Genomic DNA, 14176 nt, shown 5'->3' on the forward strand with positions numbered 1-14176 from the left:
GAGTACCTCCTCGCCCGCTCCTCGTAGACATCGCTTCTTTTGGTGGTGAGGTGTGCTGTTGGATGCGCAGGAGGCTGTTAGAGCGGCATGAGAGCCTCCGGACATGAGTTACGACTTGGCTGTTTGGGAAGGGCGAGCGGCCGGCGGATGACAAGGCCGCCGATCGGGTCTAAACAGAGGGAGGCCCCCCGGCGGGGGGCCTCCGATCATGTGCTGCCGAATTCGCCGTCCTGAGCTCCGCGCACGAAGGCGTCCCACTCACTCGGCGTGTACCGGAGCACCGTTCCCTGCGGGTCAGCTGCGGCTCGAAGCGCGACGGCCCCTCCGGGTAGATGAGCAATCTCTAGGCGGTCCGTTGGATCGCTGCCTGGTGCACTCAGCCACTCCGCGTCCGAAAGGTCAAGCTCATAGAGCTCGACCTTCTGTCGGGCGCCCATCAAGCGAAGGTGCCCTGAGCTGCTGCCTGCGTGAACGCAGCAAATGCTGTCTGCGAAACACGAGCAGCAGGAAGATGCGTGTTCTTGGAGTCGCGCACGGCCACCCCTGCAACTTCAGGGGTGGCGAATTCAGTGACCTCGACGCAGTTGGAGTTGTTCGCGGTGAAGCTGCTCTTGCGCCAAGCAGCATCGGCGAGGTCGACCGCGTACAGGTCGGCCGTGTTACTCATGGGATCCCATTCTTTCTTCATAGCGTTCGACCAGCTCAAGGCTATTTTCCTCCGAGCCGGCGGCCTTGGATAGGTTACGAAAGAGCCCGTTGAGGCGCCGCAGGGTCAGCGGGTCGTCGCGGAAGGATGAGCCGTCCGCGGATTCCATAAATGCGGCATCCGGGCTCGTGTCCGAGCCTGTGGCGAACAGGGTGAACGCGCCGGTGCTCGTTCCGTTCTCACCCTCGGAGAAGGGGATGATCCGCAGCCGCACATGGGGCAGCGCCATCATCGCCTTGAGGTGGGCGAGCTGTGCTCGCATGGCCTCCGTGCTACCAACTCGTAGGCCGAGCGCGGCCTCGTGTATGACGCAGTCCAAGAGCATCGGTTCGTCGTCGCTCCGGATCCGCTCCTGACGGCGCATGCGCACCTCGACCAGGCTTTCCACCTGATCGGGCCCCAGGGCCGCGAACCCAACACCCGTAACGGCCTTGGCATACGCCTCGGTCTGCAGCTGGGCGGGAACAAGGAGCGTCTGGTACTCGCAGCATCTCGCCGCCTCGGACTCGTACTCAAGGAACTCGGCGTAGTTGGCGGAGATGACGTCCTTGTAGGCGCCCCACCATGGAGGTATGCGCTGACGTGCCCGCTTCGCGAGTTCGGTGAGCTCAGCGCGTTCCGGCTCCCCCACTTCGTAGAGGTCCATGAGCGCGGTGAAGTCCTTCTGCGTACAGGCACGCCGCGCCTTCTCGATACGGCTGATCGTCGAGTTGTGACACCCGATCTGCTCACCGACCTCCTCGGTGGTGAGCCCGGCCTTGTCTCGGAGGTTGCGTAGCTCCGTAGCGAGCTTCCGCCGAGCGGTGAGAGGGCTGCGAGTGGCCGCCATTCGAACCTCCTGTCCAAGCACACCTTGCCGTTGAGAGTAACGCAGAGGGCCAGAAGCGCTGTGCCGAATATGCCCCAGGCGGACTCTGCCGGGCAGAGTTCTGGCAATCTGCCACGCAGATGCTTGACGGTCTGTCACAGTAGCGGGCACCATCGTCGTCAGGAACGGAGAGTGGTCACTCAACTCCCGTGACAGCAAACGCCGTTGCGCCATCCGCAGCCGATCGAGAGCGTGTGCGAAAAGCCAAGAACGCACCCGCACCCTCGGCCTCGGCGCCCCCTCCGCCATCCCCATCTGCAGCGATTCGGAGAACGCGATGAGGACCACCGCCGCTCGGCCGTCCCCGGCCCACGACCCTGCCGCCCAGATCCGTATTTACGAGACCGTGCTGGGCTTGTCGCTCACTGTGGACGGACGCCCCGTTTCCTCCGCCGCGTTCGCCACCACGGAACGCTCCGCCAGCACGAACACGATGCCTTCCACGGAGTGTTCGAAATCCGATGTCGTCTCGCTTCCCCACCCGACGGACGGGGAAGCGCTGCTTCGTATCGCCCGGACCGTGGACAGCGATACTCCCAGCCTGATCACCGCCGGGTGGGTGCGCCTCCTGGAGGAGGCCGGCACCAGTGCCTCCGCCTACACCCTCACCGGCGTAAGGGGCACGTTCGGGACGCTGCTGCCATCAGCCGCCGCCCGAAGGAGGAGAGCCCCGGGGGCATCCACCAGCCCCCCTCCCCCTTCTCGGCAGTGCGTGGATATGGGGCGCGTTGACGGATGCGCCGCGGTTCCACTGAAGGATCACAGCACCCATTGGCCGAGCGACAGCCAACATGGCTCACAGGCGGGGCAGTTCAGATGCCGCTGCTACAGAGTGACGGGTTCGACCATGATCAAGGTCTTACCCAGCATGCCTATGCCGTTACCCCTACCGCCATTCACGTTCCAGGATGGCGTGCACGACGGAGTCTCTCCACTTCCCGGCCTTGAGGACGTGCTCGCGAATTCGCCCCTCCTCGATCATGCCCGCCTTGAGCATGGTACGGGTCGAAGCCGTATTCCTCGGGGAGCGGGCGCCCCAGACGCGATGGAGTTCCAACTCCTCGAAGGCCAGGCCGAGGAGGAGTTGGACGCATTCAAGGCCGTACCCTTGGCCCCAGATATCGGGGCGCAGGGCGAAGCCCATCGTGGCGGCTCGTTGCTGGTGGGGGTCCATGGCCAGTCGTGCGAAGCCGACCAACTCGCCTTCGGTGCATGCTGCCAGCGCGTACTCGGTGCGTGGGCTGGTAGTGGCCGAGGCGATCGAGCGGTCGACGATGCCGCGGACCTCGTCGTGGGTACGGGGCTCGAAGGAGAGGTGCTCCGTTGCGGCCTCGCTCCCGTAGATCGCGTGGACGGCGTCCACGTCGCTGGGGGTGAGTTCGCGCAGTTCGAGCCGCTGGCCGCGGCGGGTGACCGGGTGCATGCCAGCGGACTCTACCTTCGTGAGTCGTACGGGTTAGCGCGGGAGGGCGAGCCGGGCCGGGCCGTACGCCTCGATCTCCTCGTGGAGGTCGCGCGCGGGGCCGGTGCCGCGCAGCGTGGGGTGCAGCAGGGCCTTGCCGACGCGCTCGGCGGAGACGACGATGCCGCGGTTGCGGTGTCCGGGGTCGAGGTCCAGGACCGGGCGGACCGCTTCGGCTGCGCCTTCAACTTCGTTGCTGCGCAGGCGGGTCAGGGCGAGGTTGCACTGGGCGCCGGCCTGGTCGCCGAAGGCCCAGTGGGTGGCCTGGGGGTCGCTGAATTCGGCCACGGCGCTCTGCGCGAGGGTGAGGGTGTCGGGGTCGCTGTGGCCGAGCAGGACCTTGGACTCGACGGTGTAGTAGAGGTGTTTGGGCTCAGGGAAGGTGAGCAGTCCGCCGTAGCCGTCGAGGTCGTCCGGCGTGACGCTGTCGCGCAGGCTTTCCGCCCGGTGCAGGGCGGTGGTGGTGGCTTCCTCGTCACCGAGCAGTGCCGCGGCCCTGGCTTCCAGGGCGGCCAGCCACACGCCCACGGTGCCGCGCAGGCCGGGTTGTTCGGCGGTGCCCTGGCGGGCGTAGTGCATGGCTTCGGCGCCCTTGCCCGACCAGTAGGTGATCAGGGACTTGAGGCCGTACGTGAAGGCGATCAGCCCGCCGTGTTCGGCGTGCTGGGCGCAGACGCCGGCGGCGCGTGCCTGGGTCATGGCGGAGCGGGGGTCGCCCATGTCGTGGGATGCCTTGGCCATGTGGGCGGAGACGATGGTGGCCAGGACGTGGAGGTCGCGGATCTGGGTGGGGCGGGCGCGTCCCCCTTCGATGAGGCGGAAGACGTCGTTCTGTGCTTCGGCGATGGTGTCGTAGATCGTGGCGAGCGGTACCCGGGGGTACTGTTCGACGATCTCGTGGACCGTGTCGGTGAGCAGGCCGAGGGTCTCCTGCCCGATCTGCCCCCGTTCCGCCCCCAGGGCGAAGTCTGCTGCGCGTCGTGCGGCCATGGCTGCCGTCCTTTTCATCTCGTCCAGCGCCGCGCCGGATTCGGCACGGCTGTCGGCGGACGCGCCGGCCCTGGAGTCCAGAGCCCCAGGGACTTCCGGGACCGTGCTCCAGAGCTGCTCGATGCTCAGTCCGAGCATGTGGATCAGCACCCTGCGAGCGTCCCGTTGCGGCTGGCGCCGCCCGTAGTACCAACCCTCAAAGGTGGACAGGGCGGGTGCAAGGCCGCGCAGCGAGGGGTTCTCCTCGATCTCCGCACGCTCGCGGGCCGCCTCTCGGAAGGCCGGAAGGAAGGCCCCGAAGTCGCCTTGCCCGCGCTCGTCGAGCAGGCGGCGAAAGAGCGTGTGCATCAACCTCTCCTCCCCCAGGGGTGCGGTGCGTCCGTGCCACCGACGGTAGAGCGCATTTGTTCTCAACTTGCCTGCGGTCGAGGGTACTTGCGCACTCCGCATGCATTCCGAGGGAAGCCGAAGGAACTCCGAAGAAGTTCCCTCGCGCACAGCAGGTGTTCCGAGGGCTCGTTGGGGCTGGAGTTGCCGCTCACGGGTCGTCAGGATCGATGCATCCCCTTACGGAGAGTGCCCGCGCTGGCCGCTGTGGCACCGCCGTCGTCCCGGAGTGACAACGCGCAACGACCGGAGGACACGATGAGGACCGTCACCGCCTGGCCCCCGAGGGCCGGCGACCACACCAGCATGGTCCGCGCCTATGCCGATCTGCTGGACTGGCGGCTCGTCGTGGACGGCGCCGAGGGCCCGGCCGGATGCGAGAACGCTGTGATCCGCACGGGGTGTGCGGGCTTCGATGCCGTCGCGCTCCCCCGCCCGGTGGGTAACCAGGTACTGATCCGCCTGGAGAGCGGTGGGCTCGGCCCCGTGCCCAGCCTCATCACCGCGACCCAGGTGACGTTCCTGGTGCAGGCGGGAACGGGCTTGGTGCTCGGCGGCCCTCCCGATGTAGAGGTCTCCTCCGGCTCCGAGGCGCGGCTGGTGCTGCCGCCGTCGCCCGGGGTCCGGTGGGACACGCCGCCATGGTCTCCCGCCCGCCCGGAGCCACTGGCCCTGCTTGGCGGCGAGCAGGTGCGCACGGCTGTGCTGGACGCACTCCGGCTGTGCAACCGGCCGCGCAGGTCCACACCTCCGCCGTCCGCCGAGGACCCGTCCACCCGCACCGCCAGTGCCGAACCGAGGGACTGTCACGGATGGCAGGTCGGCCGATGACCGGGACCCTGACCGGGGGGTCTGCCTGGGTGCTGGGCATCGGGATCGTCCTGCTGATCCTCATGGCCGTGCTCCTGTCGCACCCTTCCTCCTCCATCGGGTCCACGACCGCAGAGGAACTCGACGCGGAGGAAGGGGGTGACGGGCCGTGCGTAGAACACTGATCAGGGCGGTGTGCGCCTTATGGTGCCCCCTCCGTCTGGTCGAGGTGCAGTACGTCGGGAGCGTGCAGGACCACGGGTGGGCCGCTTCGCTCTACGTCTGCTCCCCGTGCCTGAAGCGCCTTCACCGCACGGTTGCCCACGTCCTGACGTACGGACAACCCCGCCGGTGCTGGCTGTGGTGTAGCGGAGAAGCCCCCGGGGCCGCGGTCCTCGCGGTGGGCACGGTGGAACTGCTCGACGCCCCGTCCCTGCCGCCGGTCGCCACCACAGACCTCTACGCGTGCACCGGCTGCATCCGCCTCATCAGCGCAGAACTGCAGCAGCTGGCGCACCTCCGCGACGGGTGCCACGGGCCCGCGCCTCGCCTGGCCTCGCAGGTCTACTCCCCCGGAGGCCACCTCGCCGGCGTCTGATGCCCCCGGCGCTCCCACCGAAATACCCAGGCCGCCGTGGCACGTCGCCCACGATCACCCGGCCTGCGCACACCTCACTGCCCCTTTCTCTTGCGAGGACTTGTCATGTGTCAGCACCAGCCGCTGTGTCCGTCCGCCGAGTCCGCCGACCGGGACGCCGCCGCCGTCCGGGTATCCCACCCGGAACAAGGCTGGTCGGCGCTGTGCAACGGCGTATACCTGTTCGAGGACACCGGTGAGTTGCTGCCGAATGGGCAGATCATCGCCCCGTACCGGCCGGCGGGGGTGGCCGCGTGACCGCACCGAGGCTCAGCCAGACCGTGGTCGGGCGGGCCACCGCCACCCTGCGCGCCCGCATCGCCGACGGCATCTACCCGCCAGGGGCGTCCCTGCCGCTGCTGCGGTCCCTCGCCGCCGACCTCGGCGTCAGCGCTGCGTCCCTGCACGAGGCCCTCGGCAGGCTCGCGGCCGAGGGTTTGATCCAGCGCGGCGGCGGCTCGCCACGCTGGCCCGAGGTACGAGCCGAGCCCGCCGAGCCGAACCCTGTCGCCTGCGTCGCCCGTCTCCTGCGGACCCGCGTCGCGGACGGCACCTACCCACCGAACCAGGAGATCTCCCCGCAGGCCCTCGCCAGCGAGGTCGGCGTGAGCTGGCCCGTCGCTCAGCAGGGCTGCACCTGGGCCCGGCAGGAGGGCTACCTCCGCGGCCTCGACGGGCTGCAGTCCCAGCACGTGCTGCGGGTCTGCGAACCGGACGCGTACGCCCTGCCCGCACCGCTCCCCTAGACCGGGCCGCCCCGCGGTCCGGTGGCACCGTACCCGCACCGTGGGGCGCCCTTCAGTGTCCCGCGCCCCAGCCCGACCGCCGGCCAACCGCAAGGCCGACGTTCGCGGCAGGGGCCGGGACCAGGGGAACCGGCCGCACCGATGCCGATCGACGCGGCCGGGCGCCCTTCCCCTGGTGCCGCCCCTTCCCCTTCCTCCTAGGGGCGGCACCACCACAACTTCCTTCAATTTCCGCCTCGTTGAACTGATCTGGAGCACGACGTGACCATCGCGTACGCGCCGGACGCGCCCCCGTCCTGGCACCTCACCGGCTCGCGGGAGCTCCCGTCGATAGCCCGGGCGGCGGCGCTCTTGCACGAACACCTCCACACCCACTGCAGGCCCGGATCCCGTCTGCCGTCCGACCGCGATCTCGCCGCTGCACTCGGCGCCCCGCAGGACTCGGTCATCCGTGCCCGGCGTCGCCTGGAGACCGAGGGCCTGCTGGCCGGCAGGAGGATCCTGGGACCCGCCGAGCTGCACCCGGCCGACGTGGCCCTAGATGCCTGCGTGCGCGACCGCATCCAGTCCGGGTACTACCAGCCCGGCTCGGCGCTGCCAACCGGAGTCCTGGCCCACGACTTCATGCTCAGCAGCGGCGAAGTACGCCGCGCCTGCCGCCGACTGATCGCTGACGGAACGCTGCGCCTTCAGACTGAGCCGCACGGCCCCGGCCTCTACGTTTCCGATGCCGCCCAGGCGGCATCGTGCTGACCTCCTTCCAGCGAGAAGTAGTCGGCCGCTTCGCCGCGGGCGACACCGCCGAGGCCGCCGCCCGGCACCTGAAGGTCCCGGTGCGAGCGGTGTACACCGCCACCGACCGGTGCACTCAGCGTCTCGGCGTCTCAGGGCGCACGGCGTTAGTGCACGTCGGGTACCTGGTCGGTGCCGTTTCCCGCCCACCGCGCCGTCATCCGACGCCGCTCTCGGTACGCGATATCCGCATTCTGGAGCTCCTGGCGAGCGGAGCTGGCCAGGTAAGGGCGGCGCGGCATCTGGGCATTTCCCGCGAGACGCTGCGGGTGCGTCTGCTGTATTTGCAGGACGTCACCAGCGCGGCGAGTACCTGGCATCTGGTGACGCGGGGCTGGCAGGACCGGGTGATCGGTACACGGCATGTGTTCACGGTCTCGGGCCGCCAGTACGACCCCGTACGCCCGCTGCCCGACGCCCCGCGCTGCACCTGGGTCAGGCGCCCAGCTCCCCTCCTGCCGTCCGGCCGTCCTGTCCCCGTGCCACCGCCGTGGGTGCCGGCCATCCAGTGGAGCGCCCCGTGATCGAACTGCCCGACCAGGTACAGACCCTGCTCAGTAGTACGACCAGAGGACGTTGCCGCGTCGTCGCGGATCTCTCCTGGCACGGCCCGAAGCGTAACCGTGTGTGGGAGGTGGAGTCCGGACCGCCCGGGGTGGGCTTCCGGCGGGTCGTCAAACAGCACGCCACGACCTCGGCCTTCCAGCGGGAGTGCATCGCATACGAGAGGACCGTCCCGGCCCTGGGCATCGACCGGGCCCCGCTCCTGGTCTCCGTGCACGAGAACACGCGCACCCTCATCCTGACGCGCGTCCCGGGCGTTCCGGTCTCCTCACTGTCCTTGACGGCCACCGAGGAGATCGAGGTCTACCGCCAGGCCGGAGCGGTCCTCTCTGTACTTCACGCCCAGCCCGCTCCGGCCCCGGCGCCCGGCAGCGTCACCTGGCACGACAAACTCACGCAAGTACAGGCCGAGTTGCTCGCACTGCCGGAGTCTTCGGCGGACCTACTGGCGACGTTGCTGTCCGACGGGCCGCCGCCGAATCTGCCACGGGTTGCTGTGCACGGAGACTGGATGCCGCGCAACTGGCTCTGGGACGGAAAGCACCTGCGCGTCGTCGACTTCGAGGCGGCCGTGGGGGCACCCGCCGCCTGCACCGATCTCGCGCGCCTCGGATACCGCGTCCTGCGCGGACGTCCCGACCTCGATACGGCCTTCCGCACGGGTTACGGCCGAAATTTCACCAGGGCCGAGCACCGGGTCATGCGCCAATGCGCCGCCCTGGACGCCTTGCAGGCCCTGCAATGGAGCCGCCTCCACAGCGACCCGGAGACAGTCGCGCAGGCCCACACCATGATCCGAAACCTCCGCTCCGACCAGGACACGCCCTGGATCACCCAGCGCCCCGGCCCACGCCCCCGGACGCGTGCTCGCCCCAACCGCTCGACACCCACCGGGCCCCAGGCCAGGGCAGCCGACGAACACCTCGCAGCTCCCGGCCAGCCCGCCCGCCCCGTGTCCGACGGCGGCGAGCTGTGCGGTGCCCACCCCACCACTTTTTCGGAGGACTCGTGTTGAACACCTCCTGCCCCGCCCCCGCCTCCCGCGGGCGGAGCCGGCCTGGACGGCCCGGTTTGTTGGTCGCCGTCGCGCTGGGTTCCTCGATCATGGGCGCCGCCCACATCGTCGCGCACCTCTACCGGGCCCGCCGGTACGCGATCGGTGTCTACGAGGAGCAGCACCAGCGGCTCCTCGGCACCACGGCCGAGAACCTCAGCCTCCGCCAATACTGGGCGCCGTTCGAGAAGGTGGAACCGGCGACGCAGGCACAGTGGACGCACCTGCACGCCTGGGTGTCGCTGTGGATCATGGGCTACCGCATCAAGGCGGTGTCCCTGGCCGAGATCCGGTCGCAGGCGAAGGACCTGTTCGCCACCGAAAACGGCCGACAGTTCTGGGTGTGGGAGCGCACCTGGTACTCCAGCAGCGTGCACGGCGCGTCCGTGCTGCGTGTCCACGCGGCGCTCGACGAGGTCTACGCCGAGGAAGCCGGAACCTCTGTGAGGGACGTGTGAGGCCGGCCAGCCCCTCCTCGGCGCCGCTGTCCACCCCGGGGATCGTGAGGAGCAGGAGGTCCCCGGCCGGTCTGCCGCCCGGTGTCCAGCGCCTCTTGGAGCTCTACGCGCAAGGGGTGAGCACCTTCAAGACCCGCGAGTACGGCATCCCGTCGCAGAGGGTCAAGGGGCTTCTCCAGGCGGCGGCCACCGCCCAGCCCGGCGAGATCATGGTCGCCGCCACCGTGGGCGGATTCTTGCCGTATCCACCCGGCGGACCCCGTGACCTCAGCGACCCCGCACTCGTCTTCGTCGCCGACCTTGTCCTCCGCTCGGCGGCTGGCCTGAACCTGATCCGCGTCGAGGTCGCCTTCATCCGCAGCGTAACGCCGTACTTCAAGATCGCCCCGTTCGACGACAGGACTGCTGCGGACCTGACCCGCATGCTGGAAGAGTTACTGCGTCCTGCGTACGCGGCTGCCGCCCAGTTGCAGGAAGCGTTCAACGTCTGCGGGCTGCGCGGCTTCTCCACGCCCAGGGTCCGGGAGGGCTCGATCGCTCTCGGCTCCGTTTCCCTGCCCACCGCTGACCAGTTGGCCACGCTCCTGGGCGCCCCGCCTGCCGAGAGCGACCTCCCTCCCGAGGACGTCGCGGAGCTGAGCGAATCCGGACCCCTGGTCGAACGGCTCATCAAGGGCGTCAGCACCCCCACCCAGGGCGGGACCCTTCGCGTCGACTTCCACCCCGACTGCAGTCGCGGCTGCGGGGACCCCGTTGTCGAGCTGGGCTCCCTCGATGTAACCCCCACCCAGCTCCTTGCCGAGGCACTGCTCCGAGGAGCACGCCCATGAACACGAGCCCCGAGCGTCCTGACCTCGCCGCGGAACTGATCGAACGCGCCTCAGCGGACCGCACGTTCCGCACCCAGCTCGTCCAGGGGCAGTCCAACCGGGCAGCGTACGAGGTCGGCGTCCTCCAGCAGCAGGCCAACAGCGCATTCCTCCAGCAGGTGCTGGAGGTCCACGGGTGGCCGACCCGCGTGCTCGTCGGCGACTTGGGCGTGGCGGCGGCCTGGCGCATCGCCCTTCACGGCGACCACTCCCCCGAAATCCAGCACCTCGCCTTGGGCTACCTGCGCACGGCCGCCGACACGGACCGCACGCTGCTGCCTCTGTGGGCCCATCTCCACGACCGGTGCAACGTCGGCGCCGGGCAGCCGCAGCTCCACGCCACGCAGAACCGCCTCGTCGACGGGCAGCTGATCGCACTGCCCGTCGCCGACCCGAAGAATCTGGACACCCGGCGGGCCGCAGCCGGCCTGCCGCCGTACGCAACTGCCCGCGCCCAACTGCTCCAGCGATACGGCGCGCTTCTGCGCCAGGACAAGGACGACGACCCTTCCGCCGACCCCGCGCCTGCTGTGCTGCTCGCAAACGCCTGACGAGCGGCACCAAGCCCCCGCTCTTCCCCATTCCCCCCAGGGCGGCCCACACCTCGGCCGCCCTCGACTTCGAGGAGCACCATGAGGACCTCCCTGTCTCCTGCCCTGGTCCTGGCCGGGGTGATCGGTGCGGCTGCCGCCGTACGCACGTGCCAGCGCAGCCGTCATCACCGCCAGATGCTGGACCAGCAGCAGCGCCACCAGGGCAGAGAACTGGAACTGGGCGTATTTCAGGCCCACGTCAGCATTCTGCGAACTGCCATGGCCCATCCCGACCTCGACCCCATCTGGGAGCGCGTCTACCCCAAGTACGTCGAGCCCGGCGAGTCGGGGCCGCTACTGATGCGCCAGGCGTGGCTGGAGCTGTGGCGCACCGGGCTGAACCTCGACGTCTACACCCCCAGCCTGCTGAGGGTCAACGCCGCCAATTTCATGAAGGACGGCTTGGCCTTGAAGGCATGGGGCTTGAGCCGCCACGGCCGCGCCTCCCAGGCCCGCAACGACACCGACCGGCTGCACATCGCGCTCCTGAACGAGGCGTACGAGAAGGCCGGCGGACCCGGCCTGTACCCCGACCTGGAGCTCCTCAGCTCGGACGCCGCCCGGGGATCGGCATGACCCGCGGTCGGCCGGTGCAGCTCACCCTCGTCGCGGGCGCTGCTGTCCGGCGCCCGTCGGCGACCCCATGCGCGCCCAGGGAATCCGATCGCGTCGATCGCCAGGGTCCGGGCTGGCCGTTACGCAACCGCGTCGAGCAGCGTGGAAACGCCTTTTACGTTCCGGTAGGGGTGAAGGGCGGGAGTGAGGTCGCGGACGAGCTGGACGCATCGTGGCGCCCCGATGCGCTCGGCCAGCATGAGGGCTTCCAGCGCATCGGCAGCGGCGGCGTCGGGCTCGCGGCGGCGGAGATGTCCCTCGGCCCGGTAGGCGAGGAACACCCCGCGGGTCTTGTCGCGGCTGGGAGGCAGGAGCGCTTGGCCTTCGGCAATGAGGGTGTGCGCGCGGGTGACATCTCCGAGGTCGAGCAGACAGCGGCCCGAATCGACAGCCAGATCCGCGGCCGACATCCACGCGCACCAGGGCGGTACTTCGCTGCGGTTTCGGCTTTCCAGCAGGCGTTCGGCCGCAGCGAGGGACTGCAGGGTGGCGCGTCGCTGGCCCAGCGCGGCTTGGGCACGTGCCAGCCGAAGGTGGAGAAGCGAGCTGGCCGTGGGGTGGGTGGGGCGGCTGAGGGCCTTCGCCAGGATTCCGGCGGCTGTGGTCGGGTCGTTGCGCCAGGACGCTTGATAGGCGAGGTCGCTGAGAAGGGCCGCCCCCATGTCCCGGTCGTGTCCGGCATGCGCACTGTGCAGGCCGGCGATCCAGTACCGGCTGGCTGCGCCATGTTCGCCGTTGTCGAAGCGAATCCAGGCGACGGTTTGGGCGAGGCTGCCCGCCAGGTTGTGCAGGCGAAGGCCCAAGGCGCGAGGGTATCGCTGTCCATCGATCAGGTCGGTGACGTGAGCCAGGTGCGCGTCGTAGAGGGGGGCGATGTGCTGGCGCTGCTCTGTGGCCAGCACGTTGAGGCGGGCGCTGGTCTCCTCAAGGAGGGCCACGATGTCCTCGCCCACGGCGGTGCCGGGCCGTGGCTGCCCATCGAAGAGGGCAGCAGCGGCATCAGTCCCGGCCCAGCTTCCGGCCAGGGTGACGAGCGCGGCTCCAGGGATGGTGCTCAACAGGGTGCGGCGGTTCATAGTGCGCAAAGCCTCTCGGAGGGCGGGCACGGTGCTGGTGGGACCGAGCGGCACAACACCGCGGTCGATCGCGGGCAACCACGTCGGCCAGAGGGCAGGGTCCGCGTCCTCGGCCCGAATGCCCAGGACCCGAGCGATGTATTTCTGGGAGTCAGGATCGGGCGTCACCCCATCCACTTCCCACTTCCGCACCCGGGTCTTGTCCACGCCCGAACGCAGTCCGCACCGGTGAGCTTCGACCCGAATGGCGGCGGCAAACTCAACACGGTTGAGTCCCAGGGCCGCCCGAGCCGCAGCCAGCGGGTGGGGTGTGCGCTTGTCCTCGTCCACGGCGAAATCCAATCAGCCCAGCACGGTCCGAGGGTACCGCTCGGAACAGCGGGACTCCCGCGGGACTCCCGCCAACCCCTCTATGACGCAGTCGAGTTGGCCGACACTCGTTCAACCGAACGACGTCGGTCCACATGTTCTGCCGTGCAGCCAGAGACACGCCCCGGGCGGGATTCGGTGCGCCGCCGACGCCGCCCTGCGCAACCCCTCCTTGCGCTGTTGTTCAACCCCCATGCCTCCTGCCCGCCGTGCCCCCTGGAGCACGGACCGAACCAATCGGCTGTTCGAGAGGAGATCGACGTGTCCCCACCGTTGAACCGGGCGACCATCCAACCGCCCGTACCTGCCAACCCCCGCGGGCCGACCTGGCTGGTAACCCCTGGCACCTCCCCCACGCGGTTCGACACAGCTGTCGGTTCCGGTGCAGCCGTCGTGCTGCTCGACCTGGAGGACTCGGTGCCGGCCGAGGCCAAGGCCGACGCTCGTGCTGCCGTTTTCACGTACATCCATGCCCGTCCGCCCGGCCCCGGATCACCGGTACTGGGGGTACGGATCAACACGGTGGACGGCACCGACGGCCTGCGGGACGTCGCTGAGATGACCGTGGGGAGGTGGTGGCCGGACCTCGTCGTGGTACCGAAGGTCGAATCAAGATGCGCCATCGAGGCCGTGGTGCAGTCCGTGCGCAGGGCGCACGCTGCGACTCAGGTCTGGGCACTGATTGAGACCCCACGGGGGGTCGTTGACTCGCCCGCCATTCTTGGCGCCGAGGGCGTGGCGGGGGTGCTGTTCGGTGCTGCCGACTACGCCGCGGCGTCCGGGTGCCAGATCACCTCCCGGGCACTGTGGTACCCGCGTGCGCGGCTCGTCACGGCGGCAGCCGCCGCTGGCATCCCGGCCGTGGATTCGCCGTACTTCGCCCTCGACGACTCCGATGGGCTACGCCGGGATGCTCTGGAGGCGGTCGAGCTGGGCTTCGCGGGCAAGGTAGCCATCCATCCGCGCCAACTGGCCGTCATTTCCGCGGCGTTTATTCCGAATCAGGACGAGCTGGAAGCGGCCCGCGCGGTGCTCGTCGCCGCCGCTGGAACCGGAGGCGCCATCACTACGGCGGGCGGCGCGATGGTCGGGCCCCCTCTCGTGGAAACAGCACGCGCCATCGTCCACCGGGCCGACGCCGCCCGCACCGCTACCAACCGTGATCCGGAAGCGAGTTGAT

19 protein-coding genes are annotated in these 14176 nt (G+C 69.4%); 13 read left to right on the forward strand and 6 right to left on the reverse strand.

Going from position 1 to position 14176, the window contains the following annotated elements; genetic code table 11:
• Positions 1-206: 206 nt before the first annotated feature.
• From ACZ5PB_RS04610 to ACZ5PB_RS04630, 5 genes are all read right to left on the reverse strand, one after another.
• A complete protein-coding gene (locus ACZ5PB_RS04610) occupies positions 207-437 on the reverse strand; it encodes a DUF397 domain-containing protein (RefSeq protein WP_468687729.1) in 231 nt (76 codons plus the stop codon).
• Positions 437-667 (reverse strand): DUF397 domain-containing protein, encoded by a 231-nt coding sequence (locus tag ACZ5PB_RS04615; RefSeq protein WP_468687730.1) that lies wholly within the window; start codon positions 665-667, stop codon positions 437-439. The genes ACZ5PB_RS04610 and ACZ5PB_RS04615 overlap by 1 nt, the downstream gene beginning before the upstream one ends.
• A complete protein-coding gene (locus ACZ5PB_RS04620; RefSeq protein WP_468687733.1) occupies positions 660-1535 on the reverse strand; it encodes a helix-turn-helix domain-containing protein in 876 nt (291 codons plus the stop codon). Before ACZ5PB_RS04620 ends, ACZ5PB_RS04615 begins: the two co-directional genes overlap by 8 nt.
• A gap of 925 nt (positions 1536-2460) precedes the next feature.
• Complete coding sequence (locus ACZ5PB_RS04625; protein ID WP_468687734.1) at positions 2461-2997, reverse strand: GNAT family N-acetyltransferase; 537 nt, start codon at positions 2995-2997, stop codon at positions 2461-2463.
• Between the two features lie 33 nt (positions 2998-3030).
• Complete coding sequence (locus ACZ5PB_RS04630) at positions 3031-4374, reverse strand: hypothetical protein (protein WP_468687735.1); 1344 nt, start codon at positions 4372-4374, stop codon at positions 3031-3033.
• Positions 4375-4671: 297 nt separating this feature from the next.
• Here ACZ5PB_RS04630 and ACZ5PB_RS04635 point away from each other — a divergent pair, with 297 nt between their 5' ends.
• The 12 genes from ACZ5PB_RS04635 (at position 4672) to ACZ5PB_RS04690 (ending at position 11512) form a co-directional block, all read left to right on the forward strand.
• Positions 4672-5244 (forward strand): hypothetical protein, encoded by a 573-nt coding sequence (locus ACZ5PB_RS04635; RefSeq protein WP_468687737.1) that lies wholly within the window; start codon positions 4672-4674, stop codon positions 5242-5244.
• Positions 5241-5408, forward strand: a complete 168-nt coding sequence (locus ACZ5PB_RS04640) for a hypothetical protein (RefSeq protein ID WP_468687738.1) — start codon at positions 5241-5243, stop codon at positions 5406-5408. Before ACZ5PB_RS04635 ends, ACZ5PB_RS04640 begins: the two co-directional genes overlap by 4 nt.
• A gap of 224 nt (positions 5409-5632) precedes the next feature.
• Positions 5633-5821 (forward strand): hypothetical protein, encoded by a 189-nt coding sequence (locus ACZ5PB_RS04645; RefSeq protein ID WP_468687739.1) that lies wholly within the window; start codon positions 5633-5635, stop codon positions 5819-5821.
• Positions 5822-5926: 105 nt separating this feature from the next.
• Positions 5927-6118 carry a DUF5999 family protein gene (locus ACZ5PB_RS04650; protein ID WP_468687741.1) on the forward strand — a complete coding sequence of 64 codons (192 nt, stop codon included), beginning with the start codon at positions 5927-5929 and terminating at the stop codon, positions 6116-6118.
• Complete coding sequence (locus ACZ5PB_RS04655) at positions 6115-6606, forward strand: GntR family transcriptional regulator (RefSeq protein ID WP_468687742.1); 492 nt, start codon at positions 6115-6117, stop codon at positions 6604-6606. The genes ACZ5PB_RS04650 and ACZ5PB_RS04655 overlap by 4 nt, the downstream gene beginning before the upstream one ends.
• A gap of 261 nt (positions 6607-6867) precedes the next feature.
• Positions 6868-7359, forward strand: a complete 492-nt coding sequence (locus tag ACZ5PB_RS04660) for a GntR family transcriptional regulator (RefSeq protein ID WP_468687743.1) — start codon at positions 6868-6870, stop codon at positions 7357-7359.
• Positions 7353-7922 (forward strand): hypothetical protein, encoded by a 570-nt coding sequence (locus ACZ5PB_RS04665; protein ID WP_468687744.1) that lies wholly within the window; start codon positions 7353-7355, stop codon positions 7920-7922. The genes ACZ5PB_RS04660 and ACZ5PB_RS04665 overlap by 7 nt, the downstream gene beginning before the upstream one ends.
• 101 nt (positions 7923-8023) lie before the next feature.
• Positions 8024-8977 carry an aminoglycoside phosphotransferase family protein gene (locus tag ACZ5PB_RS04670; RefSeq protein ID WP_468687745.1) on the forward strand — a complete coding sequence of 318 codons (954 nt, stop codon included), beginning with the start codon at positions 8024-8026 and terminating at the stop codon, positions 8975-8977.
• 56 nt (positions 8978-9033) lie between these two features.
• Positions 9034-9474: a DUF6082 family protein gene (locus ACZ5PB_RS04675; protein ID WP_468687747.1), complete on the forward strand. Its 441-nt coding sequence runs from the start codon at positions 9034-9036 to the stop codon at positions 9472-9474.
• Positions 9475-9518: 44 nt separating this feature from the next.
• Positions 9519-10304: a hypothetical protein gene (locus tag ACZ5PB_RS04680; protein ID WP_468687749.1), complete on the forward strand. Its 786-nt coding sequence runs from the start codon at positions 9519-9521 to the stop codon at positions 10302-10304.
• Positions 10301-10894, forward strand: coding sequence for a DUF6624 domain-containing protein (locus tag ACZ5PB_RS04685; RefSeq protein WP_468687750.1), 594 nt, complete (start codon positions 10301-10303; stop codon positions 10892-10894). Before ACZ5PB_RS04680 ends, ACZ5PB_RS04685 begins: the two co-directional genes overlap by 4 nt.
• Before the next feature lie 81 nt (positions 10895-10975).
• Entirely contained in the window at positions 10976-11512 is a 537-nt protein-coding gene (locus ACZ5PB_RS04690) for a DUF6082 family protein (RefSeq protein ID WP_468687752.1), read from the forward strand.
• A gap of 119 nt (positions 11513-11631) precedes the next feature.
• Here ACZ5PB_RS04690 and ACZ5PB_RS04695 read toward each other — a convergent pair whose 3' ends face one another.
• Positions 11632-12957, reverse strand: a complete 1326-nt coding sequence (locus tag ACZ5PB_RS04695) for an XRE family transcriptional regulator (protein ID WP_468687754.1) — start codon at positions 12955-12957, stop codon at positions 11632-11634.
• A gap of 300 nt (positions 12958-13257) precedes the next feature.
• On the opposite strand from ACZ5PB_RS04695, the gene ACZ5PB_RS04700 reads away from it, so the two are divergent.
• Positions 13258-14175, forward strand: a complete 918-nt coding sequence (locus ACZ5PB_RS04700) for an HpcH/HpaI aldolase/citrate lyase family protein (protein ID WP_468687755.1) — start codon at positions 13258-13260, stop codon at positions 14173-14175.
• The last annotated feature ends 1 nt before the right edge of the window (position 14176 follow it).

It is taken from the genome of Streptomyces sp. NPDC032721 (assembly GCF_055579625.1).

What these genes read in the sequence shown, in the direction of transcription:
- ACZ5PB_RS04630 (WP_468687735.1), bottom strand. Translation starts at nt 4,374, where the DNA reads ATGCACACGCTCTTTCGCCGCCTGCTCGACGAGCGCGGGCAAGGCGAC.
- ACZ5PB_RS04625 (WP_468687734.1), bottom strand. Translation starts at nt 2,997, where the DNA reads ATGCACCCGGTCACCCGCCGCGGCCAGCGGCTCGAACTGCGCGAACTC.
- ACZ5PB_RS04685 (WP_468687750.1), top strand. Translation starts at nt 10,301, where the DNA reads ATGAACACGAGCCCCGAGCGTCCTGACCTCGCCGCGGAACTGATCGAA.
- ACZ5PB_RS04635 (WP_468687737.1), top strand. Translation starts at nt 4,672, where the DNA reads ATGAGGACCGTCACCGCCTGGCCCCCGAGGGCCGGCGACCACACCAGC.
- ACZ5PB_RS04615 (WP_468687730.1), bottom strand. Translation starts at nt 667, where the DNA reads ATGAGTAACACGGCCGACCTGTACGCGGTCGACCTCGCCGATGCTGCT.
- ACZ5PB_RS04620 (WP_468687733.1), bottom strand. Translation starts at nt 1,535, where the DNA reads ATGGCGGCCACTCGCAGCCCTCTCACCGCTCGGCGGAAGCTCGCTACG.
- ACZ5PB_RS04610 (WP_468687729.1), bottom strand. Translation starts at nt 437, where the DNA reads ATGGGCGCCCGACAGAAGGTCGAGCTCTATGAGCTTGACCTTTCGGAC.
- ACZ5PB_RS04690 (WP_468687752.1), top strand. Translation starts at nt 10,976, where the DNA reads ATGAGGACCTCCCTGTCTCCTGCCCTGGTCCTGGCCGGGGTGATCGGT.
- ACZ5PB_RS04650 (WP_468687741.1), top strand. Translation starts at nt 5,927, where the DNA reads ATGTGTCAGCACCAGCCGCTGTGTCCGTCCGCCGAGTCCGCCGACCGG.
- ACZ5PB_RS04640 (WP_468687738.1), top strand. Translation starts at nt 5,241, where the DNA reads ATGACCGGGACCCTGACCGGGGGGTCTGCCTGGGTGCTGGGCATCGGG.